Origin of the sequence: Nocardiopsis sp. FR4 (assembly GCF_009830945.1) — a bacterium.
GTDB lineage: Bacteria > Actinomycetota > Actinomycetes > Streptosporangiales > Streptosporangiaceae > Nocardiopsis.
This window is the reverse complement of the sequence record NZ_VWVV01000025.1, coordinates 1-23,936: the sequence shown is the minus strand read 5'-3', so window position 1 is coordinate 23,936 and position 23,936 is coordinate 1. Positions and strand designations below refer to the sequence as shown.

Sequence of the window (23,936 nt, the reverse complement as noted above, 5' to 3'; positions counted from 1 at the left end):
CTCGGGGGCGCCGGGTGTGTCCAGGGCCTCCGGCCGCCGGATCATCCGGTACACGATGAGCAGCGGGACGATCCCGAACACCCCGAAGGACGTGTCAACGAGCTGCCACGGCAGCGGCCCGAGAACCGCCCCGTACGGGGGCGCGGGCGGCCCCGCCCTGGGGGCTCAGGCGGCGTCGGCGTAGGCGTGCGCGTAGGCCAGCACGTCGGTGACGTAGGCGCTGGAGCGGTTGTAGGTCAGGATCGCCGACTCCCAGTCGAGGGCCGAGGTCAGGTCGCGGCCGTCCGCGCACAGGTAGCGGCCCGCCGCCAGCGCGGCGTCGTCGATGTTGTGCGGGTCGGGGTCGTCCCCGCTGACGGAGGCGCCCCAGATCGCCCAGGTTTCGGGGATGAACTGCATGGGGCCGATCGCCCGGTCCCACTCGGTGTCGCCGTCGTAGCGGCCCCCGTCGGTGTCGGGGATGGCCCGGGTGCGGTTGGTGCCGTCCAGCGGGATGCCGATGACGTCGACGGTGGTGGCCCCGTCCGGGCCGATCTCGCCCCCGGCGAAGGTGCCGTGGTGCGACTCCACGTACCCGATCCCGGCCAGGGTGGGCCAGGACAGCTGGCAGCCGGGGAGTTCCTCGGCCAGTACCAGCTGGGCGCCGGCGTACCCCTCCAGGGCGCGGCGCGGGATGCCGGTCGACTCCGCCACCCGGTCCAGCCACTCCGCGCTCGGGCGCGGGAGGGCGGGGGCGGACCGCTCGTCGGCGCCCGCCCGCTCGGGCTCCTCGTCGGCGGGGGTCACCTCGGCGCGCTCCGGCGGGCCGGTGAGCTCGTCGTGCGGCGGGGTCTGGATGGAACCCCGGGGCGACTCCACTCCGGAGGCCCCGGACGCCGACCACTCGTTGAACGCGCTGGTCACCCGGTTCACCAGGACGATCACACCCCCGGTCACCAGCAGGCACACCACGAGCGTCACACACACGGCGACCGCCGGGCCACGCCTTCGGCTCCGGTCGGCACCGGACGCACGCCGCTCACCCATAGGCTCCCCACATCTTCAAGGAAACGTCAACGCCACATCAGGCCGGAACCAAGGTACGCGACGGCCGACGGTGCGTGTCCAGTGCCTGGGGACCCGAAATCGGGCGCCTGCCGCGGATCCGGGAAGGACCGGTCCGCGGCTCTTCGGATCGGCCCAGGTCGGCGGGGTGCGGTGGCACGCGGCGGGGGCCGCGCCGGTGTGACCGGCACGACCCCCGTCGCAGAACCCGTGGGGACCGCCTCGCTAGCGGTGCGGGTTGACCACGACCTCGACCCGCTGGAACTCCTTGAGGTCGGTGTAGCCGGAGGTGGCCATCGTGCGGCGCAGCGCGCCCATGAGGTTCATGGAGCCGTCGCTGGTGGAGGCCGGGCCGTGCAGGATCGACTTCAGGTCGCCGATCGTGCCCACCTTGACCCGCTCGCCGCGCGGCAGCTCGCCGTGGTGGGCCTCGCTGCCCCAGTGGTAGCCGCCGCCGGGCGCCTCGACGGCGCGCGCCAGCGGGGAGCCCACCATGACGGCGTCGGCACCGCAGGCCAGCGCCTTGGCGATGTCGCCGCTGCTGGTCATGCCGCCGTCCGCGATGACGTGCACGTACCGGCCGCCGGACTCGTCCAGGTAGTCGCGGCGGGCCGCGGCCACGTCGCCGATCGCGCTGGCCATCGGCACGGCCACGCCCAGCACGGAGCGGGTGGTGTGTCCGGAGCCGCCGCCGAAGCCGACCAGCACACCGGCGGCGCCGGTGCGCATGAGGTGCAGGGCGGCGGTGTAGGTGGCGCAGCCGCCGACCACGACCGGCACGTCCAGTTCGTAGATGAACTGCTTGAGGTTGAGCGGTTCGGCGCGGCCGGACACGTGCTCGGCGGACACCGTGGTGCCGCGGATCACGAAGATGTCCACGCCCGCGTCGACGACCGCCTTGTGGTACTGGGCAGTACGCTGCGGCGACAGCCGGGCCGCGGTGACCAGGCCCGCGTCGCGGATCTCCTCGATCCGGCGGCCGATCAGCTCCTCCTGGATGGGCGCGGCGTAGATCTCCTGGAGCCGCTGGGTGGCGGCCACGTCGTCGAGCTCGCGGATCTCCTCCAGCAGCGGCTCGGGGTTCTCGTAGCGGGTCCAGAGCCCCTCGAGGTCGAGCACGCCCAGGCCGCCCTGCTGCCCCACGGCTACGACCGTGCGGGGGGAGGCGACACTGTCCATGGGGCTGACCACCAGCGGCGTCTCGAACCGGTAGGCGTCGATCTGCCAGGCGATGGACACCTCCTCCGGGTCCCGCGTCCGCCGGGCAGGCACGATCCCGATCTCGTCGAGCTCATAGGCCCGGCGCCCGTTCTTGCCCAGCCCGATCTCCACCTGAGCCAACGTTTCGATCCCCTCTGACGTGCGTCACCGGATGGTCTACCGGCGCGTTCCTGCCGCCGAGAGTCTATCGACCCGACGCGCGGACGCCGATTCCGCGTCGGAGGGGGTGGCGCGGGAACGGCGCGGGCCGCCCGGCAGAACCCCGGACGGCCCGTGGCGTCGGCGCGCGGGCGCGGCGCCCGCGCGGTCAGCGCATGTTGTAGTTGGGCGCCTCGACGGTCATCTTGATGTCGTGCGGGTGGCTCTCGCGCAGTCCGGCGCTGGTGATGCGCATGAGCTGGCCGCGCTCGCGCAGCTCGGCCACGGTGCGCGTCCCGGCGTACCACATGGACTGGTGCAGGCCGCCGACGAGCTGGTGGGCGACCGCCCGGAGCGGCCCGCGGAAGGGCACCTGGCCCTCGATGCCCTCGGGGATCAGCTTGTCCTCGGAGGCCACCTCGGCCTGGGCGTAGCGGTCCTTGGAGAAGGAGCGGCCGCGCATGGCGCCCAGTGAGCCCATGCCCCGGTAGGCCTTGAACTGCTTGCCGTTGATGAAGATGAGCTCGCCGGGGCTCTCCTCCACGCCCGCCAGGAGGCTGCCGAGCATCACGCTGCTGGCACCGGCGGCGATGGCCTTGGCGATCTCGCCGGAGTACTGGAGCCCGCCGTCGGCGATGAGCGGGATGTCGGCCGGGCCGCAGGCCTTGGCGGCCTCCAGGACCGCGGTGAGCTGAGGGGCGCCCACACCGGCCACGACGCGGGTGGTGCAGATCGAGCCCGGGCCCACGCCCACCTTGACGGCGTCGGCGCCGGCGTCCACGAGCAGCTGGGCCCCGGCGCGGGTGGCGACGTTGCCCGCCACGACGTCGGCGCGGGAGTTGGCCTTGAGCTTGGCGATCATGTCCGCGAGCCCGGCGGAGTGGCCGTGGGCGGTGTCCACGACGATGAAGTCGGCCCCGGCCTCCACGAGCAGCCTGGCCCGCTCCTCGGCCTCGGCGCCCACGCCCACCGCGCCGCCGACGACGAGGCGGCCGTCGGCGTCCTTGGTGGCGTCGGGGAACTGCTCGCTCTTGATGAAGTCCTTGACGGTGATCAGGCCGCGCAGGCGGTTGCCCCGGTCGATCAGGGGCAGCTTCTCGACCTTGTGCTTGCGCAGGAGCTCGAAGGCGTCCTCGCGGCTGACGCCGACGGGGGCGGTGACCAGGTTCTCCGTGGTCATGACGTCGCGGACCAGGCGGCCGCGGTCGCTCTCGAAGCGCATGTCCCGGTTGGTGACGATGCCGACCAGGACGCCGGAGGCGTCGGTGACGGGGACGCCGGAGATCCGGTAGTGGGCGCACAGGCGCTCGACCTCGGCGAGGGTGTCCTCGGGGCGACAGGTGACCGGGTCGGTGACCATCCCCGCCTCGGAGCGCTTGACCAGGTCGACCTGGCTGGCCTGCTCCTCGGCCGAGAGGTTGCGGTGCAGCACGCCCGCGCCGCCCTGACGGGCCATGGCCACGGCCATGCGCGCCTCGGTGACGGTGTCCATCGCCGCGGACAGCAGCGGGATGCGCAGGGTGATGTTGCGGGACAGGCGGGTGGTGGTGTCCACCTCGCCGGGCTGGAGGTCGGAGTAGGCCGGTACGAGGAGCACGTCGTCGTAGGTCAGCCCCGGCGGCAGCAGTTTGCCCCCGTAGTCGTTGAACTCCTGGCCCATGACACAACCTCCGCTTCGCCGGCACACCTGCGCGGTTTCGCCCCCGCGTGTCGTCTCATCCTAGGTCGTGGCCTCGGGCGCCCCCGGTGGAACGGGCTGTTTGACCCGTCACCCGGACGCCAAAGTGAGCAGTCTCACGGTTTGGCCCACGCCCCCGGACACGCGCTCCGGGACCCGTGCCTCTCCCAACGGCGGGCCGGTGTCCGCTTCTTCCCGATCGGGGCCCGTGGGGCGGGTGGGATCAGCCGCACGCCCGGCCACGGCTCCGCCCCGGCGACGGGGGCGCCCCGGGGGGACGGCGTGCCTCAGCCCCGGAACGTGCGGTGCCCCGCCGGGCCCAGGGCGCGGCAGTACCCCCGCACGCGCGGGCGGTCGGGACAGCGGCGGCGGCCGGGCCGGGGGCGGCCCCGGTGCTCAGGGGAGGAGGCGGTTCGCCACGGCCACCTGCCGAAGCCGAGCAATAGCTCTGTGCTGGGCAACCCGTACCGCTCCCGCCGACATTCCAAGGACATGTCCCGTCTCATCCGCTGTCAGTCCGACGATCACCCTCATGAACAGCAGTCTGCGCTGCTGTTCGGGCAGCTCGTCGAGAAGCTCTCTGGCGCGCTGGGCCTCGATGACCCGCACCGCCGACTCCTCCGGGCCCGGACCCTCGTCCGGGCGCTCGGGAACCGTGTCGGTGGGCACCACCTCCACCCTGCCAGCCACACGCAGGGTGTCGGCCACCTTGTGGGCCGCGATCCCGAACACGAAGGCCGCGAAGGGCCGCCCCCGGTCCTGGTAGCGCGGTATCGCCGAGAGCAGGGCGATGCACACCTCCTGGGCCACGTCGTCGGAGTAGTGGGCCAGTCCTGAGACACGGGCGAGGCGGGCACGGCAGTACCTCACCACCATGGGCCGGACCTCGCGCAGCAGCGAGTCCATGGCTCCGTCCTCGCCCCGGACGGCGAGCGAACCCAGGTGGTTCAAACCCCTGTCGCGCGCAGCGGGGTCGCTCTCCCCGTGCGTTTCCGGCCGCTGCGCGGTAACGCCCCCCCGGGCGCCTGCATCCGTCACGTTACGAATGATGCCCCCACCGCGGGACCCAACCGCTCCGATCGACAACTACGGAATGGTCACGTTTTGGGAAATTAGTCCGAAAACGTCCCGTGCCTCGCGGACGCGCGTCGGAGCCGCGTGGTAGTGCGATGGGGCGGGACATCCTGCTGTCCCGCCCCGGGCCCGGGCCCCGACCAGGGCCCGGGCACCGCGCCGGACGCGGTGCCGCGGCCGGGTCAGGGGCCGCGACGACCGTGTCGGCGCTCGTGGCCGTGCTAGTGCGCGTGGCCGTGGCCGTCGTCGTCGGAGTCCTCCTCGGGCTTGTCCGCGACCAGCACCTCGGTGGTCAGCAGCATGCCCGCGATGGAGGCGGCGTTCTGCACGGCGGAGCGGGAGACCTTGACCGGGTCCAGGATGCCCTGGGCGGTCAGGTCGCCGTAGGTGTCGGTGGCGGCGTTGTAGCCGTGGCCGACCTCCATCTCCGACACGCGGTGGGTGACGACGTAGCCCTCGGCGCCGGCGTTCTCGGCGATCCAGCGGGCGGGCTCGACCAGGGCGCGGCGGACGATCGCCACACCGGTGGCCTCGTCGCCGGACAGGCCGAGGTCGCCCAGGGCGGTGGAGGCGTGCACCAGGGAGGCGCCGCCGCCGGCGACGATGCCCTCCTCGATGGCCGCGCGGGTCGCCGAGATGGCGTCCTCCAAACGGTGCTTCTTCTCCTTGAGCTCGACCTCGGTGGCCGCGCCCACGCGCAGGACGGACACGCCGCCCGCGAGCTTGGCCAGGCGCTCCTGGAGCTTCTCGCGGTCCCAGTCGGAGTCGCTGGCCTCGATCTCCTTGCGGATCTGCTGGATCCGGTCGTCGACCTCGGACTGCTCACCGCCGCCGTCGACGATGGTGGTGTCGTCCTTGGTGACGGTGATGCGTCGGGCGCTGCCCAGCGTGTCGACGTCGGCGTTCTCCAGGGTCAGGCCGACCTCCTCGGCGATGACCTGGCCGCCGGTGAGCACCGCGATGTCCTGGAGCATGGCCTTGCGGCGCTCGCCGAAGCCGGGCGCCTTGACCGCGGCGACGTTGAGCGTGCCGCGGATCTTGTTGAGCACCAGCGCGCCCAGGGCGTCGCCGTCGATGTCCTCGGCGATGATGAGCAGCGGCTTCTTGCTCTGGAGGACCTTCTCCAGCAGCGGCAGCAGCTCGTTGAGGTTGCTGATCTTGCCCTGGTTGATCAGGATCAGCGCGTCCTCCAGCACCGCCTCCTGACGGTCTCCGTCGGTGACGAAGTAGGGGGAGATGTAGCCCTTGTCGAACTGCATGCCCTCGGTGAAGTCCAGGTCCAGACCGAAGGTCGGGGCCTCCTCCACCGTGATGACGCCGTCCTTGCCGACCTTGTCGAAGGCCTCGGCGATCAGGTCGCCGATCTGCGCGTCCTGCGCGGAGTTGGTGGCGACGTAGGCGATGTCCTCGCGCTCCTCGACCGGGCGGGCGCGCTCCAGCAGGATCTCGGACACCTTGGCGGCGGCGGCGTCGATGCCCTTCTTGAGCGCCATCGGGGAGGCGCCGGCGGCCACGCTGCGCAGCCCCTCGCGCACGAGGGCCTGGGCCAGCACGGTCGCGGTGGTGGTGCCGTCGCCGGCGGCGTCGTTGGTCTTGGTGGCGACCTCCTTGACCAGCTGGGCGCCCAGGTTCTCGTAGGGCTCGTCCAGCTCGATCTCACGCGCGACGGTCACACCGTCGTTGGTGATGGTGGGGGCGCCGAACTTCTTGTCGATGACGACGTTGCGGCCGCGCGGGCCGAGCGTCACCTTGACGGCGTTGGCGAGGCGGTCCACGCCCCGCTCGAGGGCGCGGCGGGCGTCGTCCTCGAACTCCAGGATCTTCGGCATGTGGGTGCTTCCTCTTCAGGGTGGTCGAAAGCGGGCATCCCGCCCGCCCGGCGATACGCCGACCGGTGCGGGATGCGGTTGGTTCCGAGCCCGGCTGACCGGGCCCCGTCGGGACCTACTTCTCGACGACCGCGAGGAGGTCGCGGGCGGAGAGCACCAGGTACTCCTCGCCGTCGTACTTGACCTCGGTGCCGCCGTACTTGCTGTAGAGGACGACGTCCCCGACCTTCACGTCCAGCGGGATGCGCTTGTCGCCCTCGTCGTCCCAGCGGCCCGGGCCCACGGCCAGGACCTCGCCCTCCTGGGGCTTCTCCTTGGCGGTGTCCGGGATGACCAGACCGGAGGCGGTGGTCTGCTCGGCCTCCAGGGTCCGGACCACGACGCGGTCCTCAAGCGGCTTCAGCACGGTCTTGGTGGCGGTCGACACGGTGTGACCTCCCCCTTCAAGGTTTCGGTGGCCTGTCTTCGGTCCGCACTGGTGCACGGACCGGATGCGAAAAAGGGGCGACCGCGGCGGTCTGTCGTCGCGGGTGCCAGACCGGCCTCGTCGCGATTAGCACTCTACCCCCGAGAGTGCCAGAATGGAAATGTGGCCGTGACTTCCGGACCCGGACCGCACGGGGGCGTCCGGGCGGCGGCCGCGCGCCCGCCCCGCCCCTGAGAGCACCACGACCCCTGAGAGGGAACCCATGCGCGTGCCCGCCTTCGAGGCCCTGCTCACCGACGCGGGCCGGGAGGTGCTGGCGGGGATCGACCCGGAGGCCGCCGCGCGGGACCGGCTGGCCGCGGCCTCACGGTTGCGCGAGGACCCGCGCGTGGCGGCCCTCGACCCCGGTCTACCCGTCTCCGAGCTGGTAAACGCGCTGCTGACCCAGGTCGTCCTGCGCGAGCGCGGCCGGGCCAAGTTCGGCGACCGCGCACGGCGGATGTTCTTCACCCCGAACGGCCTGGAGCAGTCCACGCGGCGCTCGGTGGCCGAGTACCGCGCGGAGCGCACGGCGCGGGCCGCCGGGGGCTCCACCGCGGGCGACCTGTGCTGCGGGATCGGCGCCGACCTGCTGGCGCTGGCCGGGCGCGGGGTTCCGGTGGAGGGCGTGGACGCCGACCCCCTGGCGGTGGCCGTGGCCCGGGCCAACATCGAGGCCCTGGGGCTGTCCGACCTGGCGCGGGTCCGCAGGGGCGACGCCGCCGCGACCGCCCCGGGAGCCCACCCCCTGCTGTTCTGCGACCCCGCGCGGCGGGGCGGGCGCGGCCGGGTGTTCGACCCGGCGGCCTACTCCCCGCCCTGGGACACGGCGGTGGCGCTGGCCGAGGGCGCGGACGCGGCCTGCCTCAAGGCCGCGCCGGGCCTTCCGCACGAGGCGCTGCCCGCCGGGGCCGCGGCCGAGTGGATCTCGGTGGACGGCGAGCTCAAGGAGACCGCGCTGTGGTTCGGCGCGCTGGCCGAGGGACCCCGGCGCCGGGCGACCGTCCTGCACGAACGCGAGGGGCTGCTGGCCCGCGAGGGCGCGGTCGCGCACCTGGACGCCGAACCCGGCCTGGGCCCGGCGCCGGTGGCGGAGGCGCGGCGCTACCTGTACGACCCCGACCCCGCCGTGGTGCGCTCGCACCTGGTGGCCGAGGCGGCGGCGCGGGTGGACGGCGCGCTGCTGGACGAGCGGATCGCCTACTTCACCGCGGACACCGCCGTGGCCTCGCCGCTGTGGCGGGTGTTGGAGGTCGTGGACGTGCTGCCCTTCTCACTCAAGCGGCTGCGCTCGGCGGTGCGCGCCCTGGGCGCGGGGACGGTGACCGTCAAGAAGCGGGGGTCGGCGGTGGACACCGAGAAGCTGCGCCGGGACCTGCGGGCCTCGGGACCGGAGTCGGTGACGGTCGTCCTCACCCGGGTCGGCGAGCGGCCCCTCAGCCTGCTGTGCCGGGAGGCCGCCTTTCCCGTATGAGCGCCGGGATGCGCATGAGGCGGGTGTGACGGGTTCCACTCCCGGCCGAAGCGCCGCGAACCCTCCTGCAACCCTTCGGAACGGCCCAGATCGTTACCTTCCGCACCCAGATCTTTGGCTGTCCCCTGGGGTGGGAGGGACCCGTGTCGTTAGACTGACCACCACTGAGTTCTTTCCCTTCTCATGGATCCACCCGGAAGGCCATGGTTGTTTGATCCGCCCGGCGGTTCAGCCAGAGCATGGTCCTCGCCTCAAATGCACACAAAGAGCCACAATCTCGTCACGATGAGGCAGTGCTGATGCGGGAGAGCCGCCCGCCCGGGGACCATCGAGAACCCGACCCGTCCGGCAACCACCGTCCGTTCCCCCCGGACGGGTACGGGAGCGCCAGAGAAATAAGGAGCACCTCGGTGGAACAGAATCACAACTTCCTCAACGGGGGAGGTCAGGCCGGGATCTCCGACCGGATGCGCGACCTGCTCTCCCAGGCCGCCCAGGAGCACGTCTCCGAGCAGAAGTCCCAGGGTGCCGTCAACGAGGAGATGCGCCAGCGCCTCGAAGGCATGGAGTGGCTGCTCCGCGAACTGCGCGAGCGCGAGCTCACCGCCCTGTCCGAGTCGGTCGCCACGGTCAGCGGTCGCGTCGACGAGTTCCTGGCCCGTCCCCCGGAATGGGCCGAGACCCTCGCCGAGCACATCGAGGTCGTCGGCCAGCAGGTCAAGCCGCTGTCGGACCTGCCCTCCCTGCGCGCCGACACCCACCGCATCGCCGGTCACCTGGACACCGCCCTGACCCGCCTGCAGCGGATGGCCGAGACCGGCACCCGCACCGCCGAGCAGGTCAGCGAGCTGGGCGAACGCCTCACCGGGCTGAGCGAGACCTTCGGGGAGCGCCTGGACGCTCTGGACTCCGCACTCGCCACGCTCAACGCCAGGTCCGAGGCGCTGGAGGCGTCGCTGTCGGCGCTGGCGGAGGCCTCCGAGAGCCGCCACGAGACCCTGACCGCCACTCTGGCCGAGGGCCGCACCGAGCTGTCCGAGGCCCTGGCCAGCGGCAGGGCGGAGATCTCCGAGGCCCTCGCCGAGAGCCGGACCGAGCTGTCCGAGGCCGTGGCCGCCAGCCGCGAGAGCCTCACCGCCGCCGTCCAGGAGAGCCGCGAGGCGCTCGCCGAGGCCGACGCCCGGCTGGGCGAGAGCGTCACCGCCAAGGTGGCGGAGACCACCTCCGAGCTGCGCACCCTCGTGGAGGAGCGCACCGAGAAGCTGCGCGTCTCCGTCGAGGAGCGCACCGCCGAACAGCACGAGTCCCTGCTGTCCCGCCTGCAGGAGAACACCGGCGAGCTGGGCGAGCGCACCGCCGCCCTGGCCTCGGACCTGGCCGCGCTGGCCACCGCCTCTGGTGAGCGCCACGATGCCCTGGCCGCCAAGCTCGCCGAGAGCGTCACCTACCTCAGCACCCAGGCCGAGGAGAACAACGCCGAGACCACGGCCGCCGTCGCCGACGTCACCGGTTTCCTCACCAAGCTGAGCGAGAACCACGAGTCCTCGCTCACCGACCTGCGCGCCCACCTGCGCCAGCGCCTGGCCGAGCTCAACGAGCAGATGGAGCTGGGCCGCACCGAGACCCGGGAGCACGCCGAGGCCACCTCCGAGCGGCTGCGCGAGGCGCTGACCGAGCGCACCGACGCCCTGGGTACCCGGATCGCCGAGGACGCCGAGCGCGTCACCGCCGACTTCGCCGAGCTGCGCTCGTTCGTCCGCGAGACCAGCGACAGGATCTCGACCGAGGCCGAGGAGCGCGTCCAGACCCTGGGCGAGACGCTCACCGAGCAGGCCGAGGCGCACCGCACGGCGCTGGACGAGCGGCTGGAGCGCCACCGCGAGTCGCTCACCGGCAAGGTCGACAACCACCTGTCGCAGATCACCGGCAAGGTCGACCACGAGCTGGGCCGGCTCACCGACCGCTTCGACACCTTCGAGGGCCACTTCGAGGGGAGCTTCGAAAGCGTCGAGGGCAAGATCGACCGCATCGACGGACGCCTGGACGGGGTCAACGGCCGCCTGGACGGCCTGGACGGCCGGGTCAACGGGGTCGAGGGCCAGTTCGACGGCGTCAGCGGGCACTTCGAGGGCGTGGACGGGCGCATGGAGGCCCTGGACGACCGCCTGGAGGCGCTCAACCAGCGGCTCAACCAGCTGCCGCAGACCATGGAGGTCAGCGAGCTGCACCGCCGCCTGGCCGAGCTGGTGGACCGCCCGCAGCTGGACCACACCGGCAAGCTGGAGGAGATCGACGAGCACGTCACCTCCGCCGTGACCCCGGTGCTGCGCGAGATCAAGCAGCGCCCGGACCGCCAGGAGATGGAGGAGACCGTCACCGAGGCGGTCGAGAACTCGCACGACGACATCACCAAGCGCTTCGCCTCCCTGGAGGAGACGGTGCTGGCCCTGGCCGAGGCGCTGCTGCGCCCGGGCCGGGACGGCAAGAAGAAGCGCCGTCGCGACGACGACGAGGACGACGAGTAGGTCCGCGCCCGCCCGGAAGGCCCCGGGCGGACCGCGCCTCCGGGGCCGGGACACCCGCTGGTGTCCCGGTCCCTCCGCGTCCCGCGGAAGCCCCCGGGCGGCGAAGCCGTCAGACGGTGAAGACGATCTTGCCGAACTGCTCGCCCTCGGCCATCGCCCGGAAGCCCTCCTCGGCCCGCGCCAGCGGCAGCACCCGGTCGATCTCGGGGCGCACGCCCGTGCGCACGCACATCTCGGCCAGCGCGGCCAGCTCCTGCCTGGTGCCCATGGTCGAGCCGATCACCCGCAGCTGGAGGAAGAAGACCCGGTTGAGTTCGGCCGGGGGCGCGTCCCCGGTGGTGGCGCCGCAGGTGACCACCGCGCCGCCCGGCTTCAGGGAGCGCAGGGAGTGCGCCCAGGTGGCCTGGCCGACCGAGTCGAAGACGGCGTCCACCCGCTCGGGCAGGCGCTCTCCGGTGGGCAGCGCCCGGTAGGCGCCCAGGGTCAGGGCGCGGACGCGCTTGTCCTCGCTGCGGCTGGTGGCGTAGACGCGGTGGCCCACCTTCGAGGCGAGTTGGATGAGCGCCGCGGCCACGCCGCCCCCGGCGCCCTGGACCAGGATCGTGGACCCGGGCCGCAGGCCGGCCTTGCCGAAGAGCATGCTGTAGGCGGTCAGCCAGGCGGTGGGCAGGCAGGCGGCCTCCTCGAAGCTCAGCTCCGGCGGCTTGGGCACCAGGTTGCCGCGCGGCACGAGGACCCTCTCGGCGAAGGTGCCGTCGTGGACCTCCGAGAGCAGCGAGCGGCGGGGGTCGCGGGTCTCGTCGCCGCCCCCGGCGGACGGGTCCCCGACCACCCCGTGCACGATGACCTCGTTGCCGTCCTCGTCCACCCCGGCGGCGTCGCAGCCCAGGATCATGGGCAGGCGCTCCTCGCTGAGCCCGACGCCGCGCAGGCTCCACAGGTCGTGGTGGTTGAGGGAGGCGGCCCGGACGTCGACCGCGGTCCAGCCCTCGCGGGGCCCGGGGTCGGGGCGCTCGCCCGCCTCCAGCCCGGACAGGGGGTCGTCGGGTGCGATGCGTGCTGCGGTGATAGCGAACATACCCCGAAGCCAACCACGGGGGCCGAACCCGGTTCTACCCCCGGGACGGTGAAACGCCGCTCGCTAGGAGTCGTTGGGGCCCCGACCCGCGTCGAAGCGCTCCCGGTACCGCTCCAGGGCCTCCTCCATGACGTTCTCGGAGAGGTAGGCGACCGGGCGCACCCGGTCCAGGAGGGGTTCGTGGTCGGGGCCGTGGGCGACGGTGCGCCCTTCGAGCACCCATCCGCACCGCTCGGGGTCCTCCTCCACGAGTGAGGCGTACTTGCGCACCTGGCGGGCCAGCCAGTCCTCCAGGGGGCGGGTCCACCACCCCTCCGGGGTGAGGACGGTGACCGAGAGCCCGGGGAGTTCGAGCCCGCTCTCGTAGTCCTTGCTCACCGGGCGGCGGTCCTGCTCGGGGCCGTGGGAGTAGCGCAGGTAGAGGCGGTCGCGGGCGCGAACGAGCCCCGCCAGCTCGGCGAGGCCGCCGACGGTCGGCAGCGGCGTGCGGGCACCGTCGCCTCGGGAGGTCGTGTCCATACCGCCCGACTACCCCGAGCGGGCCGAACACACCATCGCTACGCGCCGCCGACCGGAACCGCCTCCCGCGTGCGGCCGGCGACCTCGCCGGAGCGCAGCAGCGGCGGGTACAGGTCACGTGCCCCGCCGAACCGGTACAGGGCCGCGGGCCGCCCGGCCTCGGCGGCGCGGCGCTCCCCTGTGGGTTCGACGAACCCCGCTGTCTTGAGGACCTTGCGCCGGAAGTTGCTGGGGTCCAGGGCGATGCCCCAGATCACCTCGTAGACCCGGCGCAGGTCGCTGATGGCGAAGGGCTCCCGGCAGAAACTCACCGCCACGGTGGTGTACTCCAGCCGCTCCCGTGCCTTCTCGACCGCGTCGGCCAGGATCGCGCCGTGGTCGAAGGCCAGGCCGAAACCGGGGCCGAGCGCCCGGCGGACCGGTACCCAGACGGCGTCGGCGGCGTCGGTGCCCGCGACGGGCACGGGTAGGTCGGGGCCCAAGGCCAGGTAGGCCACGGTGATCACGCGCCCCCGGGGGTCGCGGCCCGGGTCGCCGTAGGCGCCCAGCTGCTCCAGGTGCAGCGCGCGCCCGTCCAGGCCGGTCTCCTCGCGCAGTTCGCGCAGGGCGGCCCCGTCCAGGCTCTCGCGCGGGCGCACGTACCCGCCGGGCAGTGCGCTGGCGCCCCGGTAGGGCTCGTTGCCCCGCTCGATGAGCAGCACGTGCAGGTCGTCCTCCCGGAGGGTGAAGATGACGAGGTCGACCGTCACGGAGGCCGGGTACCGGGGCAGATCGGACGCTACTGCGGAGTTCATCCCCCCAACCTACTAAAAGTCCACTTGACCAAAATCCCCCGGCGCCATTATGGTCAAGAAGACTAGAAAAAGTCCCTGGAACACCACGGACCTACCTCACGCCGGGAGGGCGCCGTGACGGAGTTCGCACTCGGAGTCACCAGCTCACTGGTCGCGACCACCGCCACCGTCGGGCTCGGCTGGCTGCTGTCCCGGCGGGTGCGCTGGTGGCTCCTGGCCGTGGTCTCCGCCCTCAGCGGACTCGGCGTCCTGCGGGTCCACCAGCACCAGGACGACGCGAAGCCCGCGCTGGCCGAGGAGGTCGGCCGGGCGCGCTGGCTGCGCGTCATGGTCGGGCGGGGCAACGAACTCACCCGGGACGGCTTCACGCCCCTGTGGACCGGTGGCGGACGGACACCGGAGTCCGTCCGGGTGCTCCTGCCCGACCCCGGCTCCCCCGCGCCGGACGGCTCCCCCCGCACCGGGGGGAACTGGCTGGCGCGGCGGGAGCTCGAACTCCGCCAGACCGACCCCGGGTTCGGGCCCGGACTGCTCTCCGAGCAGGTGCGCGCCAACCTGCACTACCTGAACGAGGCGACCCGGAACGCGGACGGCGCCGAGGTCCGCCTCTACGACCTGCCGAACCTGTACCGGATCATCGCCACCGACAACATCGCCTTCATCACGCTCTATGAAAGCGCCGCGCACGGGCGCAACTCCCCCTGCATCGTCACGCACCGGTCGGGCAGGCTCTACGACTTCGCCCTGCACGTCTTCGACACCGCCTGGGACTCCGCCCGGGTCCCCGACGGCACCGCCTCCCTGGACTCCTGAGGGCCCAGCGCCCCAGCCCGTCACCGGGGACCGTGCGGCACGGACACCGCGTCCGTCCGCCCCCTCTTCCAGCCGCTCCGCGGCCCAAGCGCCCCGGAGATCCGACACGACCGGCAGACGGCCTGACCCCTGTCTGTTCCCGCACGGAACCGTCCGCTTTCGCTCACCGCGCACCGCGGCGAGCAACATCCGAAAGATGAAGTCATGTCCGTTACCAGGGACACAGGTCCGAAGTCCCGCACACAGACACCGATCACCAGCGTCGAGGACGCGGTCGGTCTCTCCGAGTACGATCCGACCGCACGGCTGTCCGGTGCGGCTTGGGCCAACTCCGGCTTCCGTGCCCAGGCCCTCCGGCGCTGGAAGAGTAACCAGCACCGGACCAAGGCGCGCGAACCCGGCCTGGACGCCGACGAGGTCATCCGCGAGTGCAAGAAGGCGCACAGCGTCCACGTCGGGGCCGGCGGTTACACCCTGGTCGCGGTGCTCGTCGCCTGCCTCCTCAACGTCGGCGCGGGCGGCATCGTGCTCCTGACGGCCCTCACCCTGGCGGCGTGGGGACGATTCCGCGACTCCGGGGACGGCATGGGCCTGCGCCGCGTAGTGTCCATCGTGGTGGCCGGGTTCCTCGCCTACGTGCTGGTCGTCATGGTCCTCCCGTGGGCGGCCTCACTGTTCCTCTTCTCCGCAGGAGGTGACGAGTACGGGGGGACCGGTACCACGGTCGACCGGGGGTACTTCGGCCCCGGCCTCCTCCTGCCCTTCTGGGTGGTGTTGCCGCTCCTGCTTATCGTCACCGTCGGTATCGGCTACTGGGCTCGCTGGGAGAAGGCCATCGCCCTCGAAGCCATCAGGACCAAGGCGCGGGCCCGGGTCGCGAAGGGCTCCCTGGTCGACAGCGGCGTGGGAGCCGTGCCGGTGGCGTTCTACAGCGACTTCTCACCCTTCACCGGCGCCGGTGTGCCCTACGAGTCCTGGCCGTTCACCCTCAAACTGACCGTTCCCCGGTCGACCCCCTCCGCCTCCGCTCGGGTCGGCTCCAACGGCGACACGCCCGAGGCACGGACCACCGCCCTGCTCGACGGCCACCCGGCGAAAGGGAACGCGGCGGACACCGCTGGAAGTACCCCACCGGTCGCGGGCGACGAACTGCTGAAGCGCGCCTACGACCGGCTCCGTAAGCAACTGCCCCAGCTCGGCGCGACAGGCGAGGACGGGAGCGGCCCCGCACACGAGATGGAGGTGGCAGACTGCGTCTTCCTTCCGGGGATGCGCCAGGACGACCCCAAGAAGGTCCTCAACACCCTGGTCGAGGAGGACGCGGGCAAGCTCCGCGAGCGGTGGGTGAACCGCTTCGTCAAGGCGAACCACGAGCGGGCCCGGCACTTCCTGGAGATCGGGGTCAGCATGTGGGAGAACCAGGTCGTCGTGACGGTCTTCGTCCGGCTGACCACCCGGGGAGGGCTGCTGCACATCGAGGGGGAGACCTTGGTCATGCCGCCCCTCTCCCCCGCCTACCAGGTGCCGCCCGGCGGCTCCGCGGATGAGACACCGCTGCTCAGGGACTCCATCACCGGGCTCGTCCAGGACCTGGGAACCCACCTGTCCGAGGTCATGACCTCACTCGAACTCCTGCGCGTGTCGTCTCAGGAGAACCGTGAGTACTCCGAGGCGTGGGAGAACGAGGGGTACTACGACTTCGCCCCGCGCTCCGGCCTGCGTGAGCTGACCGCCACACAGAGCCTCCGCCAGCTCTTCCAGGCACACGACGTCCGCCGCGTCACCCATGCCATCCCGGAGAAGGTGCTGATCTGCCTCCGGGACGTGCTGAAGGACGCGGGCTACGACACCGAACAGGTCGCGCAGGTCATCCAGAACATCAACAACCAGTACAACCAGACCTTCGAGGAGGGCAGCATCCGGGGAAGGAACGTGGGCGTCAACGAGCCGACGTTCGACCAGCGCACGATGTCCTCCAGCCTGGGTCCGGCCAAGGCCGACAAGTGACGTGGAGGCACGTGTGAGCAAGTACCACCAGACGTTCCAGCCGGGCAGTATCCGGGGCCACAACGTGGGTGTGAACGACGCGACCTTCGACCAGCGCGTCTGCATCACCGACCCGTCCGCCGGGACACGGGGACGGCCGTCGTCCGCCCCCGCCGCGGACGCGGTGGTGGTCACGGCGATCGCCAGCGAGTACGCGGCCGTGGCCGCGCACCTGTCCGAGCCCTTCGAGGAACGCACCGAGGACGGCACCCTGTACCGGATCGGCGAACTGAAGGGGTCCCTGCGCTCCCGCCGGGTCGCCCTGGTCCAGGTCGGTCCGGGCCAAGTGGACGCGGGCGTGTCCCTGGAGCGGGCGCGCACGGCCTTCTCCCCCGAGGTCGTGCTGTTCGTCGGGGTGGCCGGAGGTGTCAAGGACGTGCGGCTCGGCGACGTGGTGGTGGCCGACGCCGTCTACGACTACGAGACGGGCAAGGAGGACGCCGAGGGCTTCCGGTCCCGGGCCAAGACGGCCGCACCGTCGCACGCGGCGGTGCAGCGGGCCATGGACGTGGTCTTCCGTCAGGAGTGGACGAAGCGGATCCTGACCCCGCCTGTGACCGAGCCGCCCCGGGCCTTCGTCAAGCCGGTGGCCGCCGGGAACAAGGTCGTCGCGGACAAGGAGGCGCTCACCGCCGAGCGGCTGCGCCAGTACTGCGGGGACGCGGTGGCGGTGGAGATGGAGGGCTACGGCTTCCTGCGCAGCGCCTACCTGACCTCGGGCGCCCACTCGCTGGTGGTCCGGGGGATCTCGGACCTGCTCAGCGGCAAGACCGAGGCGTCCGACGACCGCTGGCAGCCGGTCGCCGCCGCCCACGCGGCGGCCTTCGCCTGCGAGTTCCTGGACCTGTTCGCCCCCGAGGGATGAGAGCGGGCGGGGGCGCGCACCGGTCGGAGGGGACGGAGCGCGCCCCCGCCGTCCCGCTACGGGAAGGAGCCCTCCAGTTCCTCGGTCAGGGCCGAAACGTAGCCTGACTTCCCCGTAGTCCACTGGTGGGGGTTCTGCACGAGTTCACCGTCGATCAGCAACGAGTCGTCGATGTCGTCCTTGGCGAAGGGGGCTCCGTCGTCCTCGGCCAGCCACCGGGCCACCTGCACGACCAGACGCTCATACAAGGCACCGGGTGTGGAGGAGTAGACGACGATCTCCTCGGGCGCCGAGCGAAGGTCCTGACGAGGCACGTCCACGTAGTCGGCGATTCCAGGGGCGCTCCGCCAGGGTTCGGGATGAAGCGGTTCCGAACCCGGATCACCAGAGGCGAAGAAGAGGAAGCCTCCACTCAGTCCCTCGTCGAGCATCCGCTCAATGGGGTCATCTGGTCCTGCCGGAACCGTGTGCTCGTGCAACACGTGGATACGCGGCGCAGAGGCGTCCTCCCAGGCGTAGTCCCAGGAAACCGTCCCCGAAACCGCCGATATCCCTTCCACATGGGCCGATCCGTCATCCCTACAGACGTAGGAGACGAACAACTGTGTCTCGTTGGGCTCAAGGTTGACGTCGTCGACCCCGCCGGCGGGGCATCCTTCGGACAGGTCGCGTTCCCAGGCCACTCCGTCATCGCTGAAGGGATGAGCGGCCACAACTCCCTCAGAATCTGCTGTCACCCACACATCACGCAGTAGGAGGCCTTCGGAGGGTGCCTCACCCCAGGTGTCATGGGAATCAACCACCGAGCCGCTGCCCGCGTCCAATTTCGCGGTCCGTTGGCGGGACACGGGTCCCATATCGGCCTCGTGCCGAAGCATCACGGTCTCTCCGTCCCACGACACTGAAGCACTGTGAACCGGGCCGGAGGCCTCATAGCGCCACGCTTCCGCCACCGGGTCCACGCCGAACGAAGCCGCTCCGTCCTCGAACAGCGCCAGCACTCCGAAGCGGGTGGACAGCAATTCCGTCGCGGGCCCGCGGGAGTCATCGGCCAGGAACTCCTCGACCGCCGCCATCTCAGCCGCCGTGAGCGGCCCCCGGGCCTCGTCAACAACGTCCGGAACGGCCACGACCTCGCCAGATGCAGCACACCCCGTTCCCAAAAGCATCGCGAGAAACACGGTGAGGCCAACCCTGCGCACTCCACTCCCCACCCGTGTCCTGCAGCTTTGGGAGGAGTTCTGGAGTTCCAGTCCCATCCTCAGTCCTCTTCCATTCTTTCCCGATACAGGTCCGGACCATAGAACTCCATGAAGTCCCGAACATAGGCATCAACACGCCCGTCATTCTCGAAGGAAGTGCTCGCAATAATCTTTTCCACAGCGGACATGTACCCGCTGGCCCCCGTACTCCAATCCGCAGTCGTGGCAGGAAGACGCATGGTACCGTCCTCCTCCTGAATGAGGACCCCCTCCTCTTCCAAAGTCTCCATGTCAATCAGTTCCATGCCAACCATGACATCGAGCAACTGAAGGTTCGCATGATTGCGAATCTCCGCATCGGACTCCATGAACCTCTGCTCGAGATCCTCGATGTAATCGAATTGGATATTCTCATTCACCAGATCACCGACATAGTCTTTCATGGGCTGCTCGAGTATCTTGATAATGACCTCTGCTCCGATGCCGACCGGGTTGGAGTAACCCCCTCCAAGACCCGTTGCCACCGCTGTAAACACGTTGTATCCGGTCTGCCATTGGTTGTTAGCGGAGTTCCGCGCTTCATCAATGGTTTGCTTGCGGTCAACATACTCCTGAATGAGGGCATTATCTAGCATAGTCCTGAGATCTGCAGCGGCCTCCCCTCCGACCCGGTCTCCCACATTGGGGTGAGTCAGGAACGCCTCAATTATCCTACGCTCTTGAGATTCGGTAGCCGCAATAATGTTCGGGGACAGCTCCTCGTTGGCAACAAGGAGCTGAAGGAAGTCCTGCCTCATTTCATTGGGCAGCAAAAGCGCTTTGTCGCCATTCTCATGGAAGAGGTAGAGGTCTTCGCGATCACCACCCACCTCCTCATATCCACTATCACTAGTGTCGATGGAAAAATCATCGAGATAGGAGAGGTAAACCGAAGCGAGGCTCTCCGCCAGTGCGGGGTTGATCTCGGTTACAGCAAGTTCGTAATCACCACCCCCCTTGTTTCCGGTGTCTCGGAAAACGTTGTTCCCCTCATCGTCCTCAGCGGTGAGGATCTCAATGAGGGCATGTGCGGCAAACCCCGCGTGATCCTGCTCTTCGTCTGTACCGTGTTCCTTGTACGAGGAGATCCAGTCGGTGATTCCGCCGACCGCGGCTCCACCGTCCTCCCAGCTATGGGTGTAGAAGGTTTCCAGGATCTTTTCCGGGGTGAGGTCCCCGTGGCTCTCATGGTGCTGGAAGGCGTTCCCCTCGAAGTCCTCACCGGTGATGATGATGTGGTTCGCCTCCTCGTTGCGCGAGGCGACCTCAATGATGGTCTGGAAGTGCTCGTCACTGGGCTCGCCAGCGAAGTAGGGGATTTCGAGAGTCGCGGCGACCGCACCCATGAGCGTGGTCGAGAACTCCGTCCCTCCCTGGACTCCCGGGCCGGCACTGTCAAGAAATGTGCTCAACGTCGCGAACGGAACACCCCAGTCGCTGTAGTCATCCATGAAGCCAGGGAGGTCCGAGTCATGGTTGAGACTGTTGACGCCAGGGAAGTCAGGGATTTCCATCAGGTCCCGAACGTCCTGGGGAAGTTTCTCCATACCGCCGCCGAGGTCCTCGTCGGAGAGGAACAACATGGTGTTCGCCAGGTTGCGGTTGATGTCCCCCTTGGTCTGACCATCAATATGCTCACTGTTATTGAGGGTCTCGATGAAGGTGAGGAAATCCTGAGGCGTCGATTCTCCGTTCAGCTGGCCGACCTGGTTCTCCTCTATCTGCAGTTCGGCGAAAAGAGCCTCGAGGAACTCTATTTCATTGTCACTTAGCTCTTCGCCTTTCTGCTGTGCGGTGAGGGCCCTGAGAACCAGCGCGTTCAAGAGGGCAACCTGGCTGTCGAGGGCGTCCAGGGAACCCTCGTAGCCCTCTGCTGCGGTTTTGAAGAAGTTCGCCATAGTGATGGCGTCAGACTCTTCGTAGTAGAAGTAATCGACGTCCCCGGTGGTGTAGTAGGCGATGTCACCACCGATATAACCTGCTGCGATCAGCTCTTGGATGTTCCCCGGAGTGGGACCCTCCCGGAGTTGTTCTTCGGTGTCCTCACACTTGGTTTCGAGCTTCTGCCACGCCTCCCGGGCCTGTCCGTTGTGCTCTTCGACGATGGCCGCCTGGAGACTTGCGTCGTCATCATCGTCACCGGTGGAGGGCATGGACCCCAGAGCGACCGTCAGGGCCAGTTTGATGGCCTCGATCTCGTCCTCGTACCACTTGACGTCCTCGATGACCTTCTGGACCACGCCGTAGGCGTGGATACACGCCATCATGGCGCTGCTCCACGCTTCCTGGTTTTGAGTGGCGACAGTCTTCAGGCCTTCACCGACCAGGCCCTCGAAGTGCACAGAAACCGGCTGGGCGATAGTGCCGAACTCTCCGGACCGACCGCTGATCTTGGCGTGGAGCTCTTGGAAAGCCTCCTTGTGTCCTATGAGAGCACCTGTGTCGATCTCACACTCGGTATAGCTGAGCCTGGACATATTGCCTTCCACGGGACGGGGGATTGGAAAACCGGTATCAGATGTTGGGCGGGAAGAGCTCGGACGACTCCATATCCGTTCGCGCGCCTTCTCCGGCGCCACCCTGGATGTTTCCAGCGATGGTGTCAGCGTGGCGCTTGACCTCCTCCATGTGCTCCACATGGGCGTCAGCGAAGGCGTTCCAGCCCTTCACGCCGGGGTCGGGGTTCATCGCGCTCTGGACCGCCTGGACGGCTTCGTCGAACTCCACTGGAAGGTCTTTCAAGAGGGCAGCGGCCTGTTCGGCCGCCACACCACCGGCGTGGGCCTCCTCGGGGTTCACACCCGCTGTGTTGGATGCCATGACGCATCACCTGCCTCACTGCGCTGACCTGGGAGAAGAGCCCAGAAGGGGGAATCGGGGAAGGTAATCACACGATTACCACCTCCGACGATAGCGAGATCCGGTGACGACCGGAAAAAGAGGACCCCGCTGACCTGGGCCGAAGCACCTTTCCTGTCCGGATGTGGACACGCGTGGGGCGGGCCGCCCTCCCCACGGCCCGCCCTCCGCTCCTCCGGGATTTCCCCGCTATCCGGCCACCCGTTGCTCCGGGACGGCCGCCCTCCGAACGGGCTCCGGGACCGCGCCTCCGCGGGGGTCCACCACCGCCCACACCGTGAGCGGGCCTCCCCCGCCGCCGAACCAGCCCCACGCGTCGGCCAGACGGTCGACCAGGCGCAGACCCAACCCGGCGCCCACCTCCGGGGCGGTGGTCGGCCTCCCCGGCAGGGCGCCGTCGTCGGTCACCGCCAGCCAGAACACCCCTCGGTAGGCCTCCATCTCCATCCGGACCCGGCCGCAGAGACCGCCCGAGGCGCTGTGCCGCAGGGCGTTGGTGTGCAGCTCGGAGGCGACGGCCATGAGGGGGTGGGCCCGGGCGTAGTCGAGCCTGCTGCCGTTCCAGCACCACAGCCGCGCCGAGGCCACCTGTTCCGGCATGGAACCCCAACTCACCATCCGGACGCCCGGAATCCGGGACGGAATCCTCCTCGGCAGTTCCGCCCACCGCGCCGCACCACGACCGCCATCCATCGCTTCCCCGCCCCTTGACCTGGGTTTCTCCGTCACGGACCAGCGTGGCCGAGGGCCGGGGACTTGGCCTCCTCCAGTGGAGTTTTGGCGAAAGTCCATTAGTGCGAATGGAGTTCCCGCGAAACTCCACGCATGAAAGAAAAGAATGGTAGTACCCTTTTGCCCGTTTCTGGTATGCGAATATCAGGCATGGCGAAGGTGAGCACCGAGATCAAGGAGCGCTGGGGCAGCGTCCTCCAGCAGCGGCGCGAGGCCACGGGCATGACCCAGGAGACGCTGGGCCGGGCCCTGGGAGTGAAGGGCACGGCGGTGTCCAACCTCGAACGCGGCCGGACCACCCCGGCCCGTGACGTCCTGGCCTCACTGGACGAGGCCCTGGAAACCGGCGACGAACTCACCCGGCTGTGGGACGACCTCGTCAAGGAGGGCAAGGTCCCCTGGCTGGGCCAGATGGAGGAGCTGGAGAAGAAGGCCGCCTCCATCCTGGAGTTCCACCCCTTCCTGGTCCCCTCACTGCTCCAGACGGAGGCCTACGCCACCGCGGTCATGCGCGCGGTCACTCCGTGGGAGCCGACCGCCAAGACCGAGGCGAGCGTGGGCGAGCGCATCGCGCGCGGCGAGCGCTTCCAGAGCGCGGACACCCCGGTGATGATGGTGGTGATCGGCCGCGCGGTCCTCACCGAGCCCATCGACCGGGGCCCGGTCATGCGCGAGCAGCTGGAGCACGTCCACGCTCTCGCGAAGAGGGAGCGGATAACCTTGCAGATCACGGAGGAACCGCGGCATCCCGGTCTGGTCGGACCCTTTAAAATCCTCGACCCCCCGCCGGAGCGGGAGCTCGTCTACGCGGAGTCGGCCTACAAGGGCCAGTTCGTCCACGATCCCGACGCCGTGGGAGAGTTCAAACTGAGGTTCCATCGCCTACAGGCGGCGGCGATGCCACCGAGCCGGTCGCTGCGCCTGGTCGAAGAGACGATTGAGGGATTTGGCCATGAGTGACGTCCAGTGGCACAAGAGCAGCTACAGCGGGGGCTCACACCAGGACTGCGTGGAGGTGGCCGAGGGCCCCGAGCGCACCCTGGTCCGCGACACCCGGCACCGCGACCACGGCCACCTCGCCTTCGGCGGCTCCGCCTGGTCCGGCTTCCTCTCCTCGGTGAAGAGCGACCGCTGACCCGCTCCGCACCACGGCCCTCGTTCCGCCCCGGAACGGGGGCCTTTTCGCGTCCTACGCCCGGCTAGAGGCTTTTGTGTTTTTGGTGGGAAATATTCTTCCCGCACCCCTGAACTGGGCGGACGCGCCCATCAAGAACTTTTTCCGCACTACCTCACAGTAACGGCGCCACCACCACTCGAAATGCCCTACGCTTCTTCCCAAAACCACGAATGACCCCGCGACGGTTGCAACCGCCCGGGGTCGTGGCCAGCAACTTCCACCCTTTAACGCAAGGAATTGCCAGCATGCGCCAGTTTAGCGCTGCCGTTATCAGCCGTGTCCTGGACCCCTTCAAGTCCCTGCTCACCTCCCCGAGCGGACGCCACTCGGCCACCGCCGGACGCCGCCGACGCTCCTCCCGCG

The 23,936-nt window shown here is 69.8% G+C and carries 20 protein-coding genes; 7 read left to right on the top strand and 13 right to left on the bottom strand.

What is annotated here, in order from left to right; genetic code table 11:
* Positions 1-165: 165 nt before the first annotated feature.
* The 6 genes from FYW95_RS20350 to groES form a co-directional block, all read right to left on the bottom strand.
* On the bottom strand, positions 166-1,026 hold the full coding sequence (locus FYW95_RS20350; RefSeq protein ID WP_159943923.1) for a lytic transglycosylase domain-containing protein: 861 nt from the start codon (positions 1,024-1,026) through the stop codon (positions 166-168).
* A 243-nt stretch (positions 1,027-1,269) separates the two neighbouring features.
* Positions 1,270-2,376 carry a GuaB3 family IMP dehydrogenase-related protein gene (locus FYW95_RS20345; protein WP_159943946.1) on the bottom strand — a complete coding sequence of 369 codons (1,107 nt, stop codon included), beginning with the start codon at positions 2,374-2,376 and terminating at the stop codon, positions 1,270-1,272.
* A gap of 196 nt (positions 2,377-2,572) precedes the next feature.
* A complete protein-coding gene (guaB, locus tag FYW95_RS20340) occupies positions 2,573-4,063 on the bottom strand; it encodes an IMP dehydrogenase (protein ID WP_159943924.1) in 1,491 nt (496 codons plus the stop codon).
* 414 nt (positions 4,064-4,477) lie between these two features.
* Positions 4,478-5,119 (bottom strand): sigma-70 family RNA polymerase sigma factor, encoded by a 642-nt coding sequence (locus FYW95_RS20335; protein ID WP_370462412.1) that lies wholly within the window; start codon positions 5,117-5,119, stop codon positions 4,478-4,480.
* Between the two features lie 257 nt (positions 5,120-5,376).
* Positions 5,377-6,984 (bottom strand): chaperonin GroEL, encoded by a 1,608-nt coding sequence (gene groL / locus FYW95_RS20330; protein WP_159943926.1) that lies wholly within the window; start codon positions 6,982-6,984, stop codon positions 5,377-5,379.
* Positions 6,985-7,099: 115 nt separating this feature from the next.
* Entirely contained in the window at positions 7,100-7,411 is a 312-nt protein-coding gene (gene groES / locus FYW95_RS20325; RefSeq protein ID WP_061079917.1) for a co-chaperone GroES, read from the bottom strand.
* 262 nt (positions 7,412-7,673) lie between these two features.
* Between groES and FYW95_RS20320 the strand changes: the two genes are divergently transcribed.
* Positions 7,674-8,924, top strand: a complete 1,251-nt coding sequence (locus tag FYW95_RS20320; RefSeq protein WP_160050652.1) for a class I SAM-dependent methyltransferase — start codon at positions 7,674-7,676, stop codon at positions 8,922-8,924.
* A 410-nt stretch (positions 8,925-9,334) separates the two neighbouring features.
* A complete protein-coding gene (locus FYW95_RS20315) occupies positions 9,335-11,449 on the top strand; it encodes a coiled-coil domain-containing protein (protein ID WP_160050651.1) in 2,115 nt (704 codons plus the stop codon).
* Positions 11,450-11,558: 109 nt separating this feature from the next.
* Here FYW95_RS20315 and FYW95_RS20310 read toward each other — a convergent pair whose 3' ends face one another.
* From FYW95_RS20310 to FYW95_RS20300, 3 genes are all read right to left on the bottom strand, one after another.
* Positions 11,559-12,527 (bottom strand): zinc-binding dehydrogenase, encoded by a 969-nt coding sequence (locus tag FYW95_RS20310; protein WP_159943929.1) that lies wholly within the window; start codon positions 12,525-12,527, stop codon positions 11,559-11,561.
* Positions 12,528-12,590: 63 nt separating this feature from the next.
* Positions 12,591-13,046, bottom strand: coding sequence for a DUF6098 family protein (locus tag FYW95_RS20305; protein ID WP_159943930.1), 456 nt, complete (start codon positions 13,044-13,046; stop codon positions 12,591-12,593).
* Between the two features lie 38 nt (positions 13,047-13,084).
* Positions 13,085-13,840 (bottom strand): NUDIX hydrolase, encoded by a 756-nt coding sequence (locus FYW95_RS20300; protein WP_159943931.1) that lies wholly within the window; start codon positions 13,838-13,840, stop codon positions 13,085-13,087.
* 114 nt (positions 13,841-13,954) lie between these two features.
* Between FYW95_RS20300 and FYW95_RS20295 the strand changes: the two genes are divergently transcribed.
* The 3 genes from FYW95_RS20295 to FYW95_RS20285 all read left to right on the top strand — a co-directional run bounded on the left by FYW95_RS20295 (position 13,955) and on the right by FYW95_RS20285 (position 17,564).
* On the top strand, positions 13,955-14,653 hold the full coding sequence (locus FYW95_RS20295; RefSeq protein ID WP_159943932.1) for a hypothetical protein: 699 nt from the start codon (positions 13,955-13,957) through the stop codon (positions 14,651-14,653).
* A gap of 204 nt (positions 14,654-14,857) precedes the next feature.
* Positions 14,858-16,660, top strand: coding sequence for a hypothetical protein (locus FYW95_RS20290; RefSeq protein WP_160050650.1), 1,803 nt, complete (start codon positions 14,858-14,860; stop codon positions 16,658-16,660).
* A 13-nt stretch (positions 16,661-16,673) separates the two neighbouring features.
* Complete coding sequence (locus FYW95_RS20285) at positions 16,674-17,564, top strand: 5'-methylthioadenosine/S-adenosylhomocysteine nucleosidase family protein (protein WP_236567918.1); 891 nt, start codon at positions 16,674-16,676, stop codon at positions 17,562-17,564.
* 56 nt (positions 17,565-17,620) lie between these two features.
* Here FYW95_RS20285 and FYW95_RS20280 read toward each other — a convergent pair whose 3' ends face one another.
* The 4 genes from FYW95_RS20280 to FYW95_RS20265 form a co-directional block, all read right to left on the bottom strand.
* Positions 17,621-18,823 (bottom strand): hypothetical protein, encoded by a 1,203-nt coding sequence (locus FYW95_RS20280; protein ID WP_159943935.1) that lies wholly within the window; start codon positions 18,821-18,823, stop codon positions 17,621-17,623.
* 2 nt (positions 18,824-18,825) lie between these two features.
* Complete coding sequence (locus tag FYW95_RS20275) at positions 18,826-21,282, bottom strand: TPR repeat domain-containing protein (protein ID WP_160050649.1); 2,457 nt, start codon at positions 21,280-21,282, stop codon at positions 18,826-18,828.
* A gap of 37 nt (positions 21,283-21,319) precedes the next feature.
* Positions 21,320-21,604, bottom strand: coding sequence for a hypothetical protein (locus FYW95_RS20270; RefSeq protein WP_159943947.1), 285 nt, complete (start codon positions 21,602-21,604; stop codon positions 21,320-21,322).
* Between the two features lie 249 nt (positions 21,605-21,853).
* Positions 21,854-22,264, bottom strand: coding sequence for an ATP-binding protein (locus FYW95_RS20265; protein ID WP_236567920.1), 411 nt, complete (start codon positions 22,262-22,264; stop codon positions 21,854-21,856).
* 282 nt (positions 22,265-22,546) lie between these two features.
* On the opposite strand from FYW95_RS20265, the gene FYW95_RS20260 reads away from it, so the two are divergent.
* Together FYW95_RS20260 and FYW95_RS20255 are read left to right on the top strand one after the other, a co-directional pair.
* Positions 22,547-23,356 (top strand): helix-turn-helix domain-containing protein, encoded by an 810-nt coding sequence (locus FYW95_RS20260; RefSeq protein ID WP_159943937.1) that lies wholly within the window; start codon positions 22,547-22,549, stop codon positions 23,354-23,356.
* A complete protein-coding gene (locus FYW95_RS20255) occupies positions 23,349-23,531 on the top strand; it encodes a DUF397 domain-containing protein (RefSeq protein ID WP_159943938.1) in 183 nt (60 codons plus the stop codon). The genes FYW95_RS20260 and FYW95_RS20255 overlap by 8 nt, the downstream gene beginning before the upstream one ends.
* The last annotated feature ends 405 nt before the right edge of the window (positions 23,532-23,936 follow it).